Source organism: Microbispora rosea, from assembly GCF_044460045.1.
Lineage (GTDB): Bacteria > Actinomycetota > Actinomycetes > Streptosporangiales > Streptosporangiaceae > Microbispora > Microbispora rosea.
This window is the reverse complement of record NZ_JBITJO010000002.1, coordinates 237161-254620: the sequence shown is the minus strand read 5'-3', so window position 1 is coordinate 254620 and position 17460 is coordinate 237161. Positions and strand designations below refer to the sequence as shown.

Genomic DNA, 17460 nt, shown 5'->3' with positions numbered 1-17460 from the left:
CGAGACGACGAGGAGAGGGCATCTGATGACGATCACCGACCCGGCCTCCGCGTCCGCGGACCCCGCGTCAGCGGAGCGCGGCGGGCCGCGGGCCTCGGCGGGGAACCCCGGACCCGGCACCCCGCCTGGCTCGGTCCCCGCCTCCGTACGGCGGGCCCCGGACGGCCCGGACGGCCCGGACGGCGCGGGGGACGCGGCGGGGGTCTGGCAGGCCATCGAGGAGGCGGCCGCCGGAGTCATCGCCGACCCGGAGAACTCGCGCCGGGCGGCCAGGCTGCTGAGCGGGCTGATCGCGGAGGAGGCGGCGGCCGAAGGGGTGCGCACGTTCTCCGAGTCGGTCGCCGCCGCCCACGCCGCCGGGCTGCTGGGCGACGCCGTCGCCGCGTTCGTGGCCGACGAGGCCGAGGCGCTCGACGCGCTGATCGATTCGGCGGCCGACGATCGGTTCGAGTACTTCGGGCTGCGCACGGTCTACGACCGCTACCTGCTGCGCCACCCGGTCACCCGGCGCGTGCTCGAACGCCCGCAGCACTTCCTGCTGCGGGTCGCCTGCGGCCTGTCGGCCACCGTGGCGGAGGCCGCCGAGCTGTACCGCCTGATGTCCGCGCTGGCCTACCTGCCCAGCTCGCCGACGCTGTTCAACTCGGGCGCGCGCCGGCCGCAGCTGTCGTCGTGCTTCCTGCTCGACTCGCCCCGCGACGAGCTGGAGAGCATCTACGAGCGGTACGGCCAGGTGGCGCGGCTGTCGAAGTACTCCGGCGGCATCGGCATCGCCTGGACGCGGGTGCGCTCGCGCGGCTCGCTGATCCGGGGCACCAACGGCCTGTCCAACGGCATCGTGCCGTGGCTGCGCACGCTCGACGCGTCGGTCGCGGCCGTGAACCAGGGCGGCAGGCGCAAGGGCGCGGCCTGCGTCTACCTGGAGACCTGGCACGCCGACATCGAGGAGTTCCTGGAGCTTCGCGACAACACGGGCGAGGAGTCGCGCCGCACGCACAACCTCAACCTGGCCAACTGGGTGCCCGACGAGTTCATGCGCCGGGTCGAGGCGGACGGCACGTGGTCGCTGTTCGACCCCAAGGACGTCCCCGAGCTGACCGACCTGTGGGGCGAGGCGTTCGACGCCCGCTATCGCGAGCTGGAGGCCGCCGGGCGATACGCACGGCAGGTGCCGGCCCGCGCCCTGTACGCCCGGATGATGCGCACGCTCGCCCAGACCGGCAACGGCTGGATGACGTTCAAGGACGCCTCCAACCGCGCCTCCAACCAGACCGCGCGGCCCGGCAACGTCATCCACCTGTCCAACCTGTGCACCGAGATCCTGGAGGTCACCGGCGACGGCGAGACGGCCGTGTGCAACCTCGGCTCGGTCAACCTCGCCGCGCACCTGACCGCCGAGGGCGACGGCGTCGACTTCGGCAGGCTCCGCGCCACCGTCCGCACCGCCGTGCGGTTCCTGGACCGGACGATCGACCTCGGCTTCTACCCGACGCCCGAGGCGGAGACGGCCAACCGCAGGTGGCGGCCCGTGGGGCTCGGCGTCATGGGCCTCGCCGACGTGTTCTTCGCGCTGCGCCTGCCGTTCGACTCGCCGGAGGCGCTCGCCCTGTCCAGCCGCATCGCCGAGGAGATCGCGCTCGCGGCGTACGGCACCTCGGCCGACCTTGCCGTGGAACGCGGGCGCCACCCGGCGTACGAGGAGACGCGGGCGGCGGACGGCGTCCTGCACCTCGACCACTATCCGTGCGCCCCGGTCCACCCTGGGGAGTGGGCCGCGCTGCGGGCCAGGATCGCGGAGACCGGGCTGCGCAACTCCCTGCTGATCGCGATCGCGCCGACGGCCACGATCGCCTCGATCGCGGGCTGCTACGAGTGCGTCGAGCCGCAGGTGTCCAACGTCTTCAAGCGGGAGACGCTGTCGGGGGAGTTCCTCCAGGTCAACCGGTATCTCGTGCGGGACCTCCAGGCCCTCGGCCTGTGGACGCGGTCGATGCGCGACGCGATCAAGCTCAACGACGGCTCGATCCAGGACATCGCCGCCGTCCCGGACGAGCTCAAGACCCTCTACCGCACCGCCTGGGAGCTGCCGCAGAAGGCGCTCATCGACCTGGCCGCCGCGCGGCAGCCGTACGTCGACCAGTCGCAGTCGCTCAACCTCTTCATGGCCGCCCCCACCATCGGCAAGCTCTCCTCGATGTACGCCTACGCCTGGCGGTCGGGCCTGAAGACCACCTACTACCTGCGCTCCCGCCCGGCGACGCGGATCGCCCAGACGACCGTGCCGGCCATGGCGCCGGTCGAGGCGGTCGCCTGCTCACTTGAAAACCCCGAGATCTGCGAGGCATGCCAATGAGAACGATGCTGCTCGACCCCGGTATGGACCTGACCCTGCGCCCGATGCGCTACCCGGGGTTCTACGAGAGGTATCGCGCGGCGATCAGGAACACCTGGACGGTCGAGGAGGTCGATCTCGCCTCCGACCTCGCCGACCTCGCGACCCTCGACGAGGGGGAGCGGCACCTGATCAACCGGCTCGTGGCGTTCTTCGCGACCGGCGACTCGATCGTGGCCAACAACCTGGTGCTCAACCTCTACCAGCACGTCAACGCCCCCGAAGCGCGGCTGTACCTGAGCCGTCAGCTGTTCGAGGAGGCGGTGCACGTCCAGTTCTACCTGACCCTGCTGGACACCTACCTGCCCGACCACGACGAGCGGGTCAAGGCGTTCGCCGCCGTCGAGCACATCCCGTCGATCCGCGACAAGGCCGAGTTCTGCTTCCGCTGGATCGACTCGATCAGCGCGTTGAACCGGCTGGAGACCCGGGAGGACCGGCGGGCCTTCCTGCTCAACCTCGTCTGCTTCGCCGCCTGCATCGAGGGACTGTTCTTCTACGGCGCCTTCGCCTACGTCTACTGGTTCCGCTCGCGGGGCCTGCTCGGCGGCCTCGCGACCGGCACCAACTGGGTGTTCCGCGACGAGTCGATGCACATGGAGTTCGCCTTCGAGGTGGTGGACACCGTGCGCCGCGAGGAGCCGGACCTGTTCGACGACGAGCTGGCGGCCCAGGTGACGCGGATGATGGAGGAGGCGGTCGCCGCCGAGCTCGCCTTCGCCCGCGACCTGTGCGGCGACGGGCACGGCGTGATGAGCGCCGGCAACATGCGGCGCTACCTGGAGTACGTCGCCGACCGCAGGCTCACCCGGCTCGGCCTGCCCGTGCGGTACGGCACGGACAACCCCTTCCCGTTCATGGAGTTCCAGGACGTGCAGGAGCTGGCGAACTTCTTCGAGCGCCGCGTCTCGGCCTACCAGGTGGCCGTCGAGGGCGACGTCAGCTTCGACGAAACCTTCTGATCTGTCGGTTTTCGGCGCTCCCATAAAGGGCAAAGGGAACGCCATGACGACGACAGGGGGCGCCGTCACAACGGCAGCGTGGAACTGGGCGACCTTGGCGATCGCCGTGGCCGCCGCGATCGTCGCGGTGGAACTGGTCCGGCGGGTGCTGAAATCGCGCCTGATAGGGGAGCGGTGGGCGCTCGCCGGGCCGTTCGTGCGCCGGTGCACCTGGCCGGGCTTCGCCTCGGCCGTGACGGGCACCGTCAAGGCGGCCTACGACCCCGGCATGCCCGGATCGGGCTCCCACGGCTTCCAGCGCGTGCTCGCGCTGCTGCTGATCGCGTGCGTGACCTGGCTGCTGATCCAGGCGGCGTACGCGGTGACCGACGTCGTCCTCGACCGGCTCACGCGGGTCGAAGGCGAGCGCAACCGCCGCGCCCGGCGCATCCGCACCCAGATCGCGCTGGTGCGCCGGGTGTCGGCGGCGGTCGTGGTGGTGCTCGCGCTGGGGGCGATGCTGTTCACCTTCCCGCAGGTGCGGGCGCTCGGCGCGGGACTGCTCGCCTCCGCCGGGATCGCGGGCGTGGTGGGCGGCATCGCGGCCCAGTCCACGCTCGGCAACCTGCTGGCCGGGCTGCAACTCGCCTTCAGCGACGCGCTGCGGCTCGACGACGTGGTCGTGGTGGAGGACGAGTGGGGCCGCATCGAGGAGCTGACCCTCACCTACGTGGCGCTGCGCCTGTGGGACGAGCGGCGGCTCATCCTGCCCGTGTCCTACTTCACCGGCAACCCCTTCGAGAACTGGACGCGCCACGAGAGCCGCATCCTCGGCAGCGTGTACCTCCGGGTGGACTGGTCGATCCCGGTCGACGAGGTGCGCACCGAGCTCTACCGGGCGCTGCGCGAGAACCCGCTGTGGGACCAGAAGGACTGGACGCTGCAGGTCACCGACATCACCCCGGAGGGGCTGGTCGAGCTGCGCGCCCTGATGAGCGCGGCCGACTCCGCGAGCGCCTTCGACCTGCGCTGCGACATCCGCGAGCACCTGGTGAAGTTCGTCCGGGAGAAGTACCCCGAGAGCCTTCCGCGCCTGCGCGTCGACACTCCCGCGCGCTGAGCCGTCTCATCGGCCCTCTCCTCGAACCGGGCCGTAGGAGTGGTGACGGTGTCAGGAGGCGTTGGACGGCCGCAGGAGCCTGCTCGCGCCGGCGATGAGCGCGGTGGCGAGGATCCAGCCCGCGGCGATCAGGCCGTTCGCCAGCCACTGGGTCCATCCGGCCGGCTCCCAGGCGCCTCGCTGCTCGAACACGCTCACCGGCACGAGCAGGTCGAGCGTGTAGACGAAGGCGTTGAAGTGGCGCGACTCGTCCAGCCCGATCTGGTGCGGCGGCCACTGCGTGAAGATCGCCGTGCCCGTCGCGAGGAGCAGCGCGGCCCACAGTCCGGCGAGCCAGGGCCGGTATCCGTACCCGACGAGCCCGTCGAGCAGCCGCCCCCACAGCCGCCCGGGCAGCCGCAGCGTCCGCCGCCGCGCCCGCTGCCTGGCCAGCAGCACCCGGCGCGCGTCCGGCTCGTGGCCGATGCGCCGGTAGTAGGCGGCGAGCTGCTCGTACGGCTGGGGGTAGTAGCCTCCGGGGTCGCGCCGCAGCCAGGAGAGCCGGTCGGCCAGGGTCGCGGGGCCGCGCAGCGACTCGTACGTCAGCCCGTTGAGCCGCACGTCGTCCCGGTAGCTCTCCGGATGGTCGAACAGCACTCCCAAGCGGGAGTAGCCGAGGTTGACCTCGCCCTCGATCGACTCGGGCAGCAGGATGAGCTCGTCGGCCTGCATGTGGCTCAGGTGCAGCACCCGGCGAGGCGCCCGCAGCACCGCCCCGTGGAACGACAGGACCCCGCCGATCCGGGCGCCGCGCAGCCGCACGGTTCCCTGGGCGGTGAAGCCCCCGCCGAGTTCGGCAGCGGCGGCCTGCATGTGGTCGGCGTGCACGGCGGGGATGCCGTCCGCGGTGACGACGGCGCCCTGGAGGTAGAGCCCGCTGGAGAAGCGGGCGCCGATCAGCCGCAGGCCGCCCGTGGCCCGCATGTCGCGTAAGAAGGCGCTGCCGTCCACGACCAGCCCGCCGGCCCACAGCGCGACCGACTCCCAGGTGCGCGGCTCCTCCGATCCCTCGGGGCCGTTCCAGGAGCCCGCCTCCGACGGGTCCGCCCCCGGTTCCCGGTACGGCGCCTCACCGGGGGTGCCCACCCGCGTGCCGGAGAGCCGGAGCTGCCCGGTCACGTGGGCGTTGTCCAGGCGCACCCCCGCATGGACGGTCGATCCGTCGAGGTCGAGCAGCCCGTCGATCGTGGCCCGGCTGGCCCGGAAGCGGAGGATGTCGCAGCGCCGCAGCCGTACGCCCCTGGTCCTGGCGTCGTTGAACGAGACCGTTCCGGCGATGTGGCAGTCGAGCAGGTGGACCTTCGCCTCGATCGTGGCGTCGGAGAGGTTGAGATCGCCGATGATCCTGGCCCCGGCGAGCCGGACGCCCGGCACCCGGGCCGACCCGCCGGCGCCCCGGTCGAGAACCAGGGCGGAGATCACCTCCGCCCGAACCACCCGCGAGCGGCCCCAGGAACCGCCGGAGGAAGGGTCCGCCTCGTGGCCCTCGCGCAGGTCGACCCAGGCGCCGGTGGGATAGGCCTCCCACAGCCGTCGCTCGGCGGGGGTGAGCCGGTGGAAAGGAGGCCGCGATCTTGCCATGGGGCCGACCATATATGTGCGCGATCTTCGGACGCGATCGAATCGGGCGCGAGCGAATCGGCTGCGGCACCGGGCCGCTTCCGGAGATGACCCTGTCCGGAAACACAGGGAGGGCGGGCCCGTTGTGGGCCCGCCCTCCTCGACCGTCAGGGGTGTGACCGGTTACTGCTGCGGAAGCGCGATCTTCCAGACGCTGCGGCCGAACGTCGCCGCGTACAGCGTCTTGCGGTCACCGGTGATCGTGATGTCGAGCACCGGCGTGTTGGGCAGGCCGGCGCCGACCCGCTTCCAGTTCTTCTTGCCGTTCTTGTCGTAGAAGACGCCGAAGTCGGTCGCCGCGTAGAGCTGGTCGCTCGGCTGGTCGTACGCGAGCATCTCGACCGGCGCGTTGGGCAGGTTGCCGCTGATGTTCTTCCAGCTGTTGCCGCCGTCGGTCGTCTCCCAGATGTTCGCCGCGTTGTCGCCCTCGCGGTAGCCCGAGTAGGCCACGTACACGTGGTCGGCGTTGGAGGGGTCGACCACGATCGAGTTGACCCACCGGACGGGCAGGCCCTTGCCGGTGAACTCGGTCCAGGTGGCGCCGAGGTCGGTCGTCTTCCAGAGCCGGCCGGTGTCGGTGCCGACGTAGATCGTGTTGCCGTCGGTCTTCGCCGGGCCGATCGCGGTGATCGTGGCGTACATGCCTCCGTACGACCCCGGGTCGTCCTGCTCCGCCGGCACCGGTCCGGTGAGGAAGTCCCCGGGCGGGCTGATCTGCGTGAAGGTCGTGCCGCGGTCGGTCGACCGGTCGAGCACGTTGCCGCCGAAGTACACGACCGACGGGTTGCTCGGGTCGAGGACGACCGGGGCGTCCGTCGTGATCCGCGAGGAGTGCCGCGTCCCGAAACGGATGTTGCGGGTGGTGCCGTTCGCGTCCTCGTGCCGCGTGCAGCTTCCGCCCTGGGAGCACTCGTAGTAGATGTTGTGGTCGCTCGGGTCGATCACGACGTAGTGGCCGTCACCGCCGCCGTAGGAGTTCCACTGCATCAGGTCCGAAGGCGCGGCGGTGGCGGTCCAGGTGCGGTGGCTTCCGTTGTCCTGCAGGCCGGAGGCGAGCCGGGTCGGGTCGTCGCTGGCCACCGCGAGGTGGTACGACTGGTTGAACGGCTGGTACGTCCCGTGGATCCACGAGCGGGTCGCGCCATTGGTGTCGGAGCGGTAGACACCGCCATCGTTCCCGAGGTAGACGCGGCTCGGGACGTTCGGGTCCCACTGCACCATGTGCTGGTCGGAGTGCGGTCCGCTGGAGGTGGCCCACGTCGCGCCGCCGTCCTTGGACTCGCGCAGGTTCACGTCGGCGTTGAACAGGTGGTTCTTGTCCTTCGGGTCGACCCACAGCCGCCCGAACCACCACTCGTAGCCGCTCGAGGCGCCCGCGCGGCCGCTCGGCGCGAACGAGTCGCCGCCGTCGTCCGAGACGTAGAAGCCCTTGTCGGCGCCGTACGTGTTGCCGGAGATCACGTAGACCCGGTTCGGGTCGCTCGGGGCGATCGCGACTCCGATGCGGCCGAGGCTCGCGTCGCTCGTCAGGCCGGTGCCCGTGGCGTCCGAGGCATGCCGGCCGGTCACGTTCTCCAGCCGCTTCCACGTCTCTCCGCCGTCGTCCGAGCGGAACAGACCGGAGCCGACGCCGCCGTAGAGGCGGCGGCCGCTGTTGCGCTGGTGGTCCCACAACGTCGCGAAGATGCGCTTGGGGTTCGTCGGGTCGATCGCCAGGTCGACGCCGCCCGTGGTGGCGTTCGGCGTCGGCAGGACGAGCTTCCAGTCCTTGCCGCCGTTCGTCAGCCGGTAGATGCCGCGCTCGCTCGCGGACCCGGACAGGTTCCCGGCGGCCGCGACGAAGACCGTCTGCGGGTCCGTGGGATCGACGACGATCTTGCCGATCGCCGCGCTGTCGGTGAGACCCCACTGCTGCCAGTGCCGGCCGCCGTCGGTCGACTTGTAGACGCCGTCGCCGAAGTAGGTCAGACCGCCGCCGGACGGGTTCGCCTCGCCGGTGCCGGCCCACAACGTGCCGTCGGGGCCCATCGTGAGCGCGCCCACCGTCTGCGTGCTGTCGTTCGGCCAGGCCGGCTCGAAGGTGTCGCCGGCGTCCGTGCTCTTCCAGACGCCGCCGCCGGAGGCCGCGACGTACAAGGTGTCGGGGTGGGCGGGGTCGACGGCCAGGTCGGTGACGCGGCCTCCGATGTTCGAGGGGCCGAGGAGGTCCCAGGTGCCGCTGCCCGGCTTGAGCGCCTTGGACTGCTGGACCGCCTGCTTGATCTGCGCGGGCCTCACGTCCTGGCCGGAGGTGAACTTCTGGGTGAGGTAGTCCGCCGGCTCGGTGGGGCCGCCGTCCTCCTCCTCACCGGGAATTTGCAGGGAGGCGCTCGTCTGGCTCCCCGCGGACAGGGCGGCCTGACCCGAGAACGCGGGCCCCTGGAATGTCAAAGCCGACACGGCGAAGGCAAGCAACCCCGCCGCGCCGATCGCGGGCAGCGCATGCCGCCTCATCGGGACCTTACGTCTCATACCAACGCCTCCTCGCACCCGTCCCCAGCGGACAGCCGGGGACAAAAGGTAAAGAGAGCGGCAGTATTTGGTCAATGCGACATCTGTCGAAGGTAGATACTTCTTGACCGTAATCGGCCGTACCGTGCGGCCACGTCGAACGGACAGGCCGGCCCGTGCACCGCCTCCAGCAGCACGTTCCCGGCCGGCGGAGCCGACTGGATCGATGCGACAAATGTAGGAAGCGGCCACGGGCCGTGGGTCCGCCCGTTACGAGAGCGTGTACTTGACCCGGACCTTTCCTTCGCACAGCTGGATCACCTGGATGGCCACCTCGTGCGGTCCGGACAGGTGGGCCTCGGCCTCCGAGCCCTCTTCCTGGTCCTTGCGCTCGATCTTGTATCCGGCTTTGGCGAGCACGTCGGCGGCCTCGTCACGAACACCGTCGAGGTTGGTGGGGTCCGCGTCCTTCGCGACGAAGAACAACTCGGTCTTGCCGAAGGGGCCCTTGGACATGTAGAGCTGCCCGCCGGGCGGCAACGGCAGGTCCGCGGGCGGCTTCCGCTCAGGCGTGCCGCTCAGGTCGCCGGCCTGCGAGCAGGGGATGCCGTTGCCCGCGGGCGCGGCGCTCCCCGTCGAAGCGGTGGCCGGGCTCTCCTGGGCGGCGTCGTTCGAAGTTTCCCCGCAGGCGGCGAGCGACGCGACGGCGGCGACGGCGATGCTCGCCGTAGCGATCAGTCGTGCGAAGTTCATGAAACGGATTCCTCAGACGTAAGATAAGGTCCTGCGCATGATCGGGCAGGAATCCCTCGAAACGGGCGGACTCGCCCGTGGGCGGCGACGCTATCAGGTTTACCGACGTGGCCACACGCCACGAATGGTGACGATGTGGCTCGCTTCGCTCCTCGTGCTGGTCTCGGCCTGCGCGGGCGGTGGATCACGGGGGACGTCTGCCAACGAGTTCCAGGTGGTCGTCAGCGCGCCGATGTCCACCGAGCCGTGGATCGGCGCCTTCATCGAACGCGGGGCCCGGCTCGCGGTCGACGAGCTCAACGCACACGGCGGGGTCACCACCCCGTCGGGCGCCCGCAAGGTCAGGCTGACCGTGCTCGACAACGCCGGCTCGCCGGCCAAGGCCGCCGCGAACGCCCGTAAGGCGGTCGACGACCACGCGGCCGTCCTGCTCACCGACGGGACCGGGGCGGCCTCCGTCGCGCCGATCACCGACCCCGCGCACCTGCCGGTCTTCATCTGCTTCGAAGGCGGCGACGAGCTGATCGACCCGGTCCACCGGCCGAGCCTCTTCCGGATGGCGCCGGCCAACAAGCCCATGGCGCGCAGGCTCGCCGACTACATCGCCAACAGCCACCCCAAGGTGGGCCTGATCAGCGACGACTCCACCTACGGGGAACAGGGCCGGGCCGCGCTGCTGGCGGCCTTCAAGATCGACGAGGTGAAGGTGGTGGCGGATCAGAAGGCGCCGGCCCGCTCGTCCGACCTGACCACCCAGGTGCTCGCCGCGCGGCAGGCGGGCGCCGACAGGCTCGTGGTGTGGGCGAGCGCGAGCGACGTGATCGCCGTCATCCAGGCCGTCCACGCGCTGGGCTGGGAGGTGCCCGTCTACACCGGGCCCACCGGTGAGGACCCGCTGGTCCGCCGGCGCCTGGCCGAGCATCCGGACTGGCTCGACCAGGTCACCTTCGCCTCGTTCCGGATGACCAGCGAGGTCGGCCCGGCGCCGTTCGAGCAGTTCCGCGCGGGCTATGAGGCGAAGATGGGCGTCGATCTGGTCGGCGTCCGCCAGGACGGCAAGCAGGTCGTGCAGCCGCCGGACTGGGCGATGTTCTCCTACGACTCGGTGCGCCTGGTCGCCGCGTCGCTCAGCGAGGCCGGCGCGCCGGGCGAGCCGCTCATGGACGCTCTGAACAAGATCAGCGTCACCGGCGCCAACGGCGACTACCGCGGCTACGCGGCCGACCAGCACGAGGGGGTCAACCCCAGCGACATGTACTTCGCCCGCTTCCACGGCTTCGTCTTCGAACCCGTCGGCGACGACCCGCTCTCCGACACCCTCCCCTCCGTGAACCAGCTGCAGGACTGACGGCGTCACCCACGGGGAGGCGCGCCGGTACCTCCCGGAAAGCCCGGGCGGCTCACCGCGACTACCGGAGCAGGCCCGGTCCTCAGGAGGGGGAGGAGTGCGCCTGGCGCGTCTCCGGCACGACTCGATCCGGGGAGTCGCCGTCGCCGAAGTACATCCTGCCGATTCGCGGATCGGCCGCCACCTCCTCGGTGGACCCGCTGAGGATCACGTGACCGTCCCGCAGCACGACGAGCCGATCGGCGAGTCGCAGAGCCAGCTGCAGGTGCTGCTCGATGAGCAGAACGGCCGTGCCCCCGGCTCGAATGGCGGCGATGTCCTCGCCGAGCGCGGCGACCGAGGCCGGAGCCAGACCGGCCGACGGCTCGTCGAGGACCAGCAGCGCGGGTGCGGACATGAGGCCGCGGCCGATGACGAGCATCTGCTGCTCTCCGCCGGACATGCTGCCGGCGCGCTGCGTGCGCCGCTCGGCCAGGCGCGGAAAAGTCCGGTAGACGCCCTCTCGGCGCTCGGCGACGACGTGCGTGCGGCGGCCGTCGAGGTAGGCGCCGAGAGTGAGGTTCTCCTCCACTGTGAGACTGGGGAAGACGCGTCTGCCCTCGGACACGTGACTCAGTCCCCATCGCACGATCCGCCGGGGATCGCACCGGGTGATGTCCCGGCCGTCCAACGTCACCTCGCCCGAGCTCGGCCGGTGCAGCCCCGACACGCAACGGGCGACGGTCGTCTTGCCCGCGCCGTTGCCGCCGAGCAACGCGACGATCTCGCCGCGCCCGACATGGAAGGACACATCGTGCAGCACCGGTACGGCGCCGTGGCGGGCGCACAGCCCGCGGACCTCTAGCAGGGCCACGCAGTCTCCTCTCAGCGCGTCAGCCGCGCGCGGACGACGGGTCGGTGTCACCGAGGTAGACCCGGCGTACGGCGGGGTCGGCGGCGGTCGACTCGGGGGTTCCGCTCGCCAGCACCCGGCCGCGATCCAGGACGGTGATCCTGTCCGCGACGCCGTGCACCAGCGCCAGGTCGTGTTCGACCAGCAGAATGGCCGCGCCGCCCGCCGCGAGGCGGCGCAGGACACGGGCCAGGACGACGCGTTCAGGCCCGGTCATGCCGACGGCCGGCTCGTCGAGCAGGAGCACGCGCGCCCCGGTCGCCGCGGCGCGGGCCACCTGCAGGAGGCGCTGCTCGCCGGCGCCGAGATCCCCCGGGCGGTCGGACGCGCGCCCGGCGAGCTCCGTCAGTCGCAGCACCCTCCACGCCTCGCGGTCGGCGGCGGCCGCGTGGTCCCGCATCGACTCACTCGCGAAAAGGTGCCGGACGGCGGCGAACGGCACCGGTGACCCGCCGCGCGCGCCGAGCAGCAGCTGACGGTAGGGACTGAGCCGCTCAAGACCGACGGTGCGCTGGAACGTCCGGGTCACCCCCCGCCTGACCATTTCGAGCTGGCCGGCCCCGGTGACGTCGGTCTCCTCCAGCAGAATCCGGCCGCCCTTGGGCCGCAGGGCGCCGGCGAGGGCGCGCAGGGCCGTCGTCTTGCCGCTGCCATTGGGCCCGATGAGCGCGTGGACCTGTCCGGCCCGCACCTCCAGGTCCACCCCCGTGAGGATGTCCGTCTCCCCGATGCCGACATCCAGCCCTCGGGCGGTCAGCACCACCGCCTCCCGGGAGGCTGCGGTGCGGGGGGCGAGGTCCTCGGTGTCCTCCACCGGCTCACCCGGGCGCCGCGTGCGCTCCGGCCACCGGCCCGCGAACCGTTCGACCGGCCCGCGGAGGAGCGGAACCGCGACCAGCGCCACGGCGGTGAGCACGCCGCCTGACGCCTCGGCCGGCAGACCGGCCGCGCCGGCGAGCCCGTCGGCCAGCGGCGGGATCACGGCGATCACGAGCAGGCCGAGCACCGGTCCCCACAGCCGCGCCGTACCCCCGATCAGCGCCGCCACGAACAGCTGGAGAGACAGCAGCGGCGAGACGTCGGACGGGGCGGCGACCCCGAGCAGCACGGTGATGCCCGCGCCGGACACCGCCGCGACGGCCGCGGTCGTGGCGAAGAGGGCGGCTCTGCGGCGAAGCACCGGCACCCCGAGGGACGTGGCGAGCGCGGGGGCCTCGCGCAGGGCCGCCCACTCCAGTCCGGCCGGCCCGCGGGTCAGCCGGGCCACCATGGCCAGCGTCAGCAGGCACATCGATCCCGCCACGACGACGTGGGCCAGCGGGGTGAGAGTGACGGTCACATCGAAAACCGGTGAGTGCAGGCGGGCCGGCGACGGGCGGACCAGCCCCTGGCTGCCGCCGGACACGGTGGGAAACGCATCGAGGACCGCGTACACGAGCCAGGCGAACGCCCACGTCGACAGCGCGATCGCCGCGCCGCGCAGCCGAGCCGTGAGCAGGCCGACCAGGTAGCCGGCGCACGCCGCGAGCACGGCGCCGACGAGCACGGCGCCGGCGAGCGGCAATCCCGCGCGTTCCAGATGTGCGACGCCGAAGCCGCCCACGGCCAGGAACGCGCCCTGGCACAGGACGGGTTGCCCTCCGTACGAGACGGACAGGGCGAGCCCGAGCACCGCGACCAGCAGATACAGGTGGTGTGCCAGCTCGACCATCACTCCGGGTCCTCACGCAGCGGTGATCGCAGGCCCTGCCGCCCGAGGGCGAGCACGATCAACAGGATGGCCAGCGGCGCCACGTCGGCGAAGCGCGGGCCGAGAACGTCCGATGCGACGATCAACGACTCGATCACGCCGAGCGCCAGCCCTCCGGCCAGCGCGCCGCGCACCGATCCAAGGCCGCCCAGCAGCGCGGCCGCCATCGCCTTGAGGCCCAGGACGACGCCGTCGTCGACGCCGAGCGACCGGTCCGGCGCGATCAAAAGCCCCGCCAGACCGGCCAGCGCGCCGGCCACCACGAAGGCGACGAGCACCAGCCGCCGTACCGGAAGGCCGAGCAGCGCGGCAGCGGTGGGATCGTCACTGACCGCCGTCATCGCCGTGCCGACGGGGGTGAGCACGAGCAGCCGCTCGACCAGGATCCCCACGGCCAATCCGATCCCGATGACACCGAGCGTGCGAACCGCCACCGTGCCTCCCCCGGGCAGTTGCAGCACCCCCGAAGGCGTCAACCGGCCGAGGCGCAACGGATCCGGCACCGCGTAGGCGTCCTGCGTGAGCACCAGCCCGAGAACCTCCCGGATCAGCAGCCCGGCGGCCAGGCCACCCGCCACCCAGCCCAGGACGTCCCCGCCGGTGGACCGGTGCCCGGCTCCCGGCAGGAAGGGCCTCACGGCGATGAAATAGACACCTGCCGACAGTGCCGCTCCGGCGGCGACGACCAGCACCGCCAGTCCGGCGGAGCGCGCCAGGCCCGGGGCCGCCGCCACCGGCGTGGTCCCGAGCACCGCCAGCACACCGACGAAGACGCCGCCGACCACGAGATCGCCGTGCGCGAACGCGATCACCCTGGTGAGCCGGTAGACGAGGGTGAAGCCCATCGCGATCAAGCCGTAGGCCGCACCCAGAGCCAACCCGCTCAGGATCGCCTGCAGGGCCACTCCTCCACTCACCGGACACCGTCCTCCCGTCCTCGATCAGATGACCCGGCGCCACTAGGAACCGCAGTCGCAGCAGCAGCCGTCTCCACAGCAGCAGCCGTCGCCCGAGCAGCAGCCGTCTTCCGAGCAGCAGTCGGAGCACGACGAGCAGCAGTCGCACCAGTCGCAACAACCCGAGCAGTCGGGGCAGTCGCAGCTGTCACAGCAGCAGCGCTCGGTCCACGGCGCGTTCCGATGCTCACTCCACGGCGGGCGGTAGAGCCCGCAGGTCAGGAAGATCGCCGCCCCGGCCAGCGCCGTCAGCGCGATCCCCGGGCGGTCGCCGGGGCCCTCGGGGGAGCCGCCGGGCGCGGTGTCGGGTGCGGCGTCGGGCGGCACCGGGGAGGTGTCCCCGGCGGGCGCGCGGTGCGCCGCGCAGGCGGCGCCGTGGGCGCGCGGCCCGAACGCCCGGTCGACGGCGCGGCGGGTCTCGCCGCACAGCAGCGCCTCGACCAGGTGCCGCTCCTCCAGGTCGAGGTCGCGTACGGCCAGGCGCAGCCCGTGCAGCGCCTCCTCGCACACGCGCCGCGCCTCGGCGGGCGAGGTGCCGGTCGCGTCCAGCGGGTTGTACGCCCCGCGGGCCCGGTCCTCGGCGAGGTCCTCGACCGCGTCGATCAGGTGCGCGATCCGGCCGAAGAAACGGCCGGCCTCACGCAGGCTCTCGGCGTTGCCCGGCCGGTCGGCGAGCACGGCGGTGTGCGCGAAGGCCGCGGCCACGGCGGTCTCGGTGGGCTCGGTGACGTCGAGCAGCCCCCGTCCGGGGGACGCTTCCAGCAGCGCCTGGCGGGCGGAGACCTCGGTCAGGACGGCCGTGTCGAAGCCGATCGACTCCGCGCCGCGCCGGGCGGCCGAGGCCCAGGCGGCGGCCGTGGCGCGCAGGGGGACTCCGGCCACGCGGCGGGCCGCGATGCCGTCGCCGTCGGACGCGTGGTCGCGGATCTTGCCCGAGGCGAGGGCCAGCGAGACCACGGCGGCCAGGCGGGCGCCCCGGTCGTCCGACGGCACCACCTCCGCCCGCTGGAAGCCCCGCAGCGCGCAGGGCCCGGCGGTGCGCCGGTTCGGCCCGGCCCCGGCCCCGTCCCGCGACCGTGCCCGGCCTTGGGCCCGGTCCTGGGCCCGTGCCTGGGCCTCGGTCAGGACCGACAGGATGAGGCCGTCGTAGTTGGTGGCCATGCGGGCCAGATGCCCGTGCCGGTCTCGCAACGTCAGGCACAGCCCGCACAGGTGCGCGCGCCAGGCCTCGTGGACGGTCGGACAGGAGTGGCGGGCACACGGCCGGAGGATCCCGAACACCCAGAGACTCCTTGGGGGTCATGCGTACGGGATCGTCCCGTTGCGCGGCGATTATGCCATCAGGGGCCGGGGCCCTGTGGCCGCAGCCGGGCGGCGGTCTGCACAATCGAGGAATGGAAGTTACCGACGGGTTCGAACTGACCCTCGCCGAGCACGTCGCCACCCTCACCCTCAACCGGCCCGCCAAGCGGAACGCCGTGACCGCCGCCATGTGGCGGGCGCTGCCGGGCATCCTCGCGGACCTCGCCGCCGATCCGAAGGTGCGCGTGCTCGTCCTCACCGGAGCGGGTGGAACTTTCTGTTCCGGGGCTGATATTTCGGAAATTCATGAGCTTGGCGATAACGACGATGACACCGGTATTACCGTTGTCGCAGAGCACGCACTCATGACCTTTCCCAAACCCGTGATCGCGATGATCGAGGGATACTGCGTCGGCGGCGGATGCCAGCTCGCACTCGCCTGCGATCTGCGCGTCGCGGCGGACGGGGCCCGCTTCGGCGTCACCCCGGCCAAGCTCGGGATCGTCTACCCGCTCAGCTCCACGCGGCGGCTCGCGGAGATCGCCGGACCCGCCACCGCGAAGCTCCTGCTCTTCTCCGCGGATCTCATCGACGCAGATCACGCCCTACGTACCGGCCTCGTCGACGAGGTCCGCCGCCCGGAGGACCTCCGCGACCGCGTGTACGGCCTGGCGGCCACGATCGCCGGCAGGTCCCGGCTGACGCTGACGGCGGCCAAGCAGATCGTCGACGGCCGGGCCGGGGAGGCCGAGGTGCGCGCCTGGCAGCGGGAGGCCAGGGAGAGCGGGGAAATAGCCGAAGGTGTCCGGGCATATCGGGAGGGGCGTTCCCCTGGATTCTCTTGGCATGCAAAATAGGCATAAACGGGACTCGCAGTGGTAATGACCCTGTGAGGTGTGAGATGTCGCAGAATCTATTCGCCAGGTTCGCCCGCTGGCTGGGCCTTGACAGGAATCCGCTTCGGCGCCGGTGTGACCGGGTCGAAGCGGTGGTTCGGCTTGCCGCAGTGCTGGGAGTCGTGGCCGCGATCGTGTTCGGCGTGATGCTCGGCTTGCGCGAGTACGGCAACGGCCTGAGAACCGAGGCCCAGCAGGCGCATGCCCGGCATCAGGTCGTCGCCACGCTGACCGGCGACGTGACGACGCCCCGGTTGTCGGTGGCCGGAGCGGCGGTCGGGCATGCCCAGGCGACCTGGGTGGCCCCCGACGGCACGATGAGGGCCGGTGTCATCGAGGTCCCGCCCAGCCAGCACGCGGGCGAGACCGTGCGCATCTGGACCGACGACAAAGGCGTGATCGCGCCCAGGCCGCAGGACCGGGAGACCACGGTGGTCGCCGCGCTGACCGTCGGCACGGGCGTCCCGCTGGCCGCCGCCGCGATCCTCGCGCTGCTGGTGACCTCCACCCGCCTGCTCAACCAGCGCAGGGCCCGCCGGGCATGGGAGGCCCAGTGGACCGTGGTCGAGCCCATGTGGCGGATCAACGGCCGCTGACCGGGCCCACGACACAAGGCTCACGACGGCGGGGCCCGCGACTGCAGGGCGCCCTGACGCGGGATGAGCCCTTGGGGGCTCAGCGGTTGCCGTGGAGGCGCCGACGGGCCCGGTTCCACGTGTCGTCGAACTCGGCCGAGGTCAGGGTGTAGGGCTCGTATCCGTCCCACTCCTGCACGGGGGTCTCAGCGGTCCGGCCGTAGGTCGCCTCGTACCGGCCGAGCCGGACGACAGATCGCCGGATGAAAGTTTCAGCGGCGATACGTGCGGCGAGCGCCGATCGTCACCCGAAACCACCCCGGCCGCCATTACCAACGTCCGGACACGGTGCCGTGGCCGTACAGTGACGGATAAACGTCTAGATC

General features: G+C 71.8%; 13 protein-coding genes. 6 read left to right on the top strand and 7 right to left on the bottom strand.

The annotated features are described in order from the left end of the window. The first annotated feature begins 25 nt into the window (after positions 1 to 25). The 3 genes from ACIBK1_RS08610 to ACIBK1_RS08600 are packed head-to-tail and all read left to right on the top strand — an operon-like array spanning position 26 to position 4453. Complete coding sequence (locus ACIBK1_RS08610) at positions 26 to 2353, top strand: ribonucleoside-diphosphate reductase subunit alpha (RefSeq protein ID WP_396733488.1); 2328 nt, start codon at positions 26 to 28, stop codon at positions 2351 to 2353. After that, positions 2350 to 3354 (top strand): ribonucleotide-diphosphate reductase subunit beta, encoded by a 1005-nt coding sequence (locus ACIBK1_RS08605; RefSeq protein WP_231513675.1) that lies wholly within the window; start codon positions 2350 to 2352, stop codon positions 3352 to 3354. The genes ACIBK1_RS08610 and ACIBK1_RS08605 overlap by 4 nt, the downstream gene beginning before the upstream one ends. A gap of 43 nt (positions 3355 to 3397) precedes the next feature. Continuing rightward, the gene (locus tag ACIBK1_RS08600; RefSeq protein WP_081903159.1) at positions 3398 to 4453 is read left to right on the top strand and encodes a mechanosensitive ion channel family protein; all 1056 of its coding nucleotides are present in this window, start codon (positions 3398 to 3400) and stop codon (positions 4451 to 4453) included. Between the two features lie 51 nt (positions 4454 to 4504). Here the strand turns inward: ACIBK1_RS08600 and ACIBK1_RS08595 are convergent, their stop codons facing one another. From ACIBK1_RS08595 to ACIBK1_RS08585, 3 genes are all read right to left on the bottom strand, one after another. Then, entirely contained in the window at positions 4505 to 6073 is a 1569-nt protein-coding gene (locus tag ACIBK1_RS08595; protein ID WP_030505140.1) for a pentapeptide repeat-containing protein, read from the bottom strand. Positions 6074 to 6235: 162 nt separating this feature from the next. After that, complete coding sequence (locus ACIBK1_RS08590; RefSeq protein ID WP_156080680.1) at positions 6236 to 8623, bottom strand: WD40/YVTN/BNR-like repeat-containing protein; 2388 nt, start codon at positions 8621 to 8623, stop codon at positions 6236 to 6238. 249 nt (positions 8624 to 8872) lie between these two features. After that, a complete protein-coding gene (locus ACIBK1_RS08585) occupies positions 8873 to 9355 on the bottom strand; it encodes a hypothetical protein (RefSeq protein WP_030505138.1) in 483 nt (160 codons plus the stop codon). 124 nt (positions 9356 to 9479) lie between these two features. On the opposite strand from ACIBK1_RS08585, the gene ACIBK1_RS08580 reads away from it, so the two are divergent. Further along, the gene (locus tag ACIBK1_RS08580) at positions 9480 to 10703 is read left to right on the top strand and encodes an ABC transporter substrate-binding protein (RefSeq protein ID WP_030505137.1); all 1224 of its coding nucleotides are present in this window, start codon (positions 9480 to 9482) and stop codon (positions 10701 to 10703) included. 82 nt (positions 10704 to 10785) lie between these two features. Here ACIBK1_RS08580 and ACIBK1_RS08575 read toward each other — a convergent pair whose 3' ends face one another. Genes ACIBK1_RS08575 through ACIBK1_RS08560 form a run of 4 tightly spaced genes read right to left on the bottom strand, consistent with a single transcriptional unit; the run spans position 10786 to position 15582 of the window. Beyond that, positions 10786 to 11556, bottom strand: a complete 771-nt coding sequence (locus ACIBK1_RS08575) for an ABC transporter ATP-binding protein (RefSeq protein ID WP_051761094.1) — start codon at positions 11554 to 11556, stop codon at positions 10786 to 10788. Between the two features lie 19 nt (positions 11557 to 11575). After that, positions 11576 to 13306: a branched-chain amino acid ABC transporter ATP-binding protein/permease gene (locus tag ACIBK1_RS08570; RefSeq protein WP_030505135.1), complete on the bottom strand. Its 1731-nt coding sequence runs from the start codon at positions 13304 to 13306 to the stop codon at positions 11576 to 11578. Beyond that, positions 13306 to 14262: an ABC transporter permease subunit gene (locus ACIBK1_RS08565; RefSeq protein WP_143734114.1), complete on the bottom strand. Its 957-nt coding sequence runs from the start codon at positions 14260 to 14262 to the stop codon at positions 13306 to 13308. Before ACIBK1_RS08565 ends, ACIBK1_RS08570 begins: the two co-directional genes overlap by 1 nt. Positions 14263 to 14304: 42 nt before the next feature. Next, positions 14305 to 15582, bottom strand: coding sequence for a DUF5685 family protein (locus ACIBK1_RS08560; protein ID WP_030505133.1), 1278 nt, complete (start codon positions 15580 to 15582; stop codon positions 14305 to 14307). Between the two features lie 113 nt (positions 15583 to 15695). Between ACIBK1_RS08560 and ACIBK1_RS08555 the strand changes: the two genes are divergently transcribed. Next, a complete protein-coding gene (locus tag ACIBK1_RS08555) occupies positions 15696 to 16460 on the top strand; it encodes an enoyl-CoA hydratase/isomerase family protein (protein ID WP_030505132.1) in 765 nt (254 codons plus the stop codon). A 44-nt stretch (positions 16461 to 16504) separates the two neighbouring features. Further along, complete coding sequence (locus ACIBK1_RS08550) at positions 16505 to 17095, top strand: Rv1733c family protein (RefSeq protein WP_435872182.1); 591 nt, start codon at positions 16505 to 16507, stop codon at positions 17093 to 17095. Positions 17096 to 17460 lie beyond the last annotated feature (365 nt).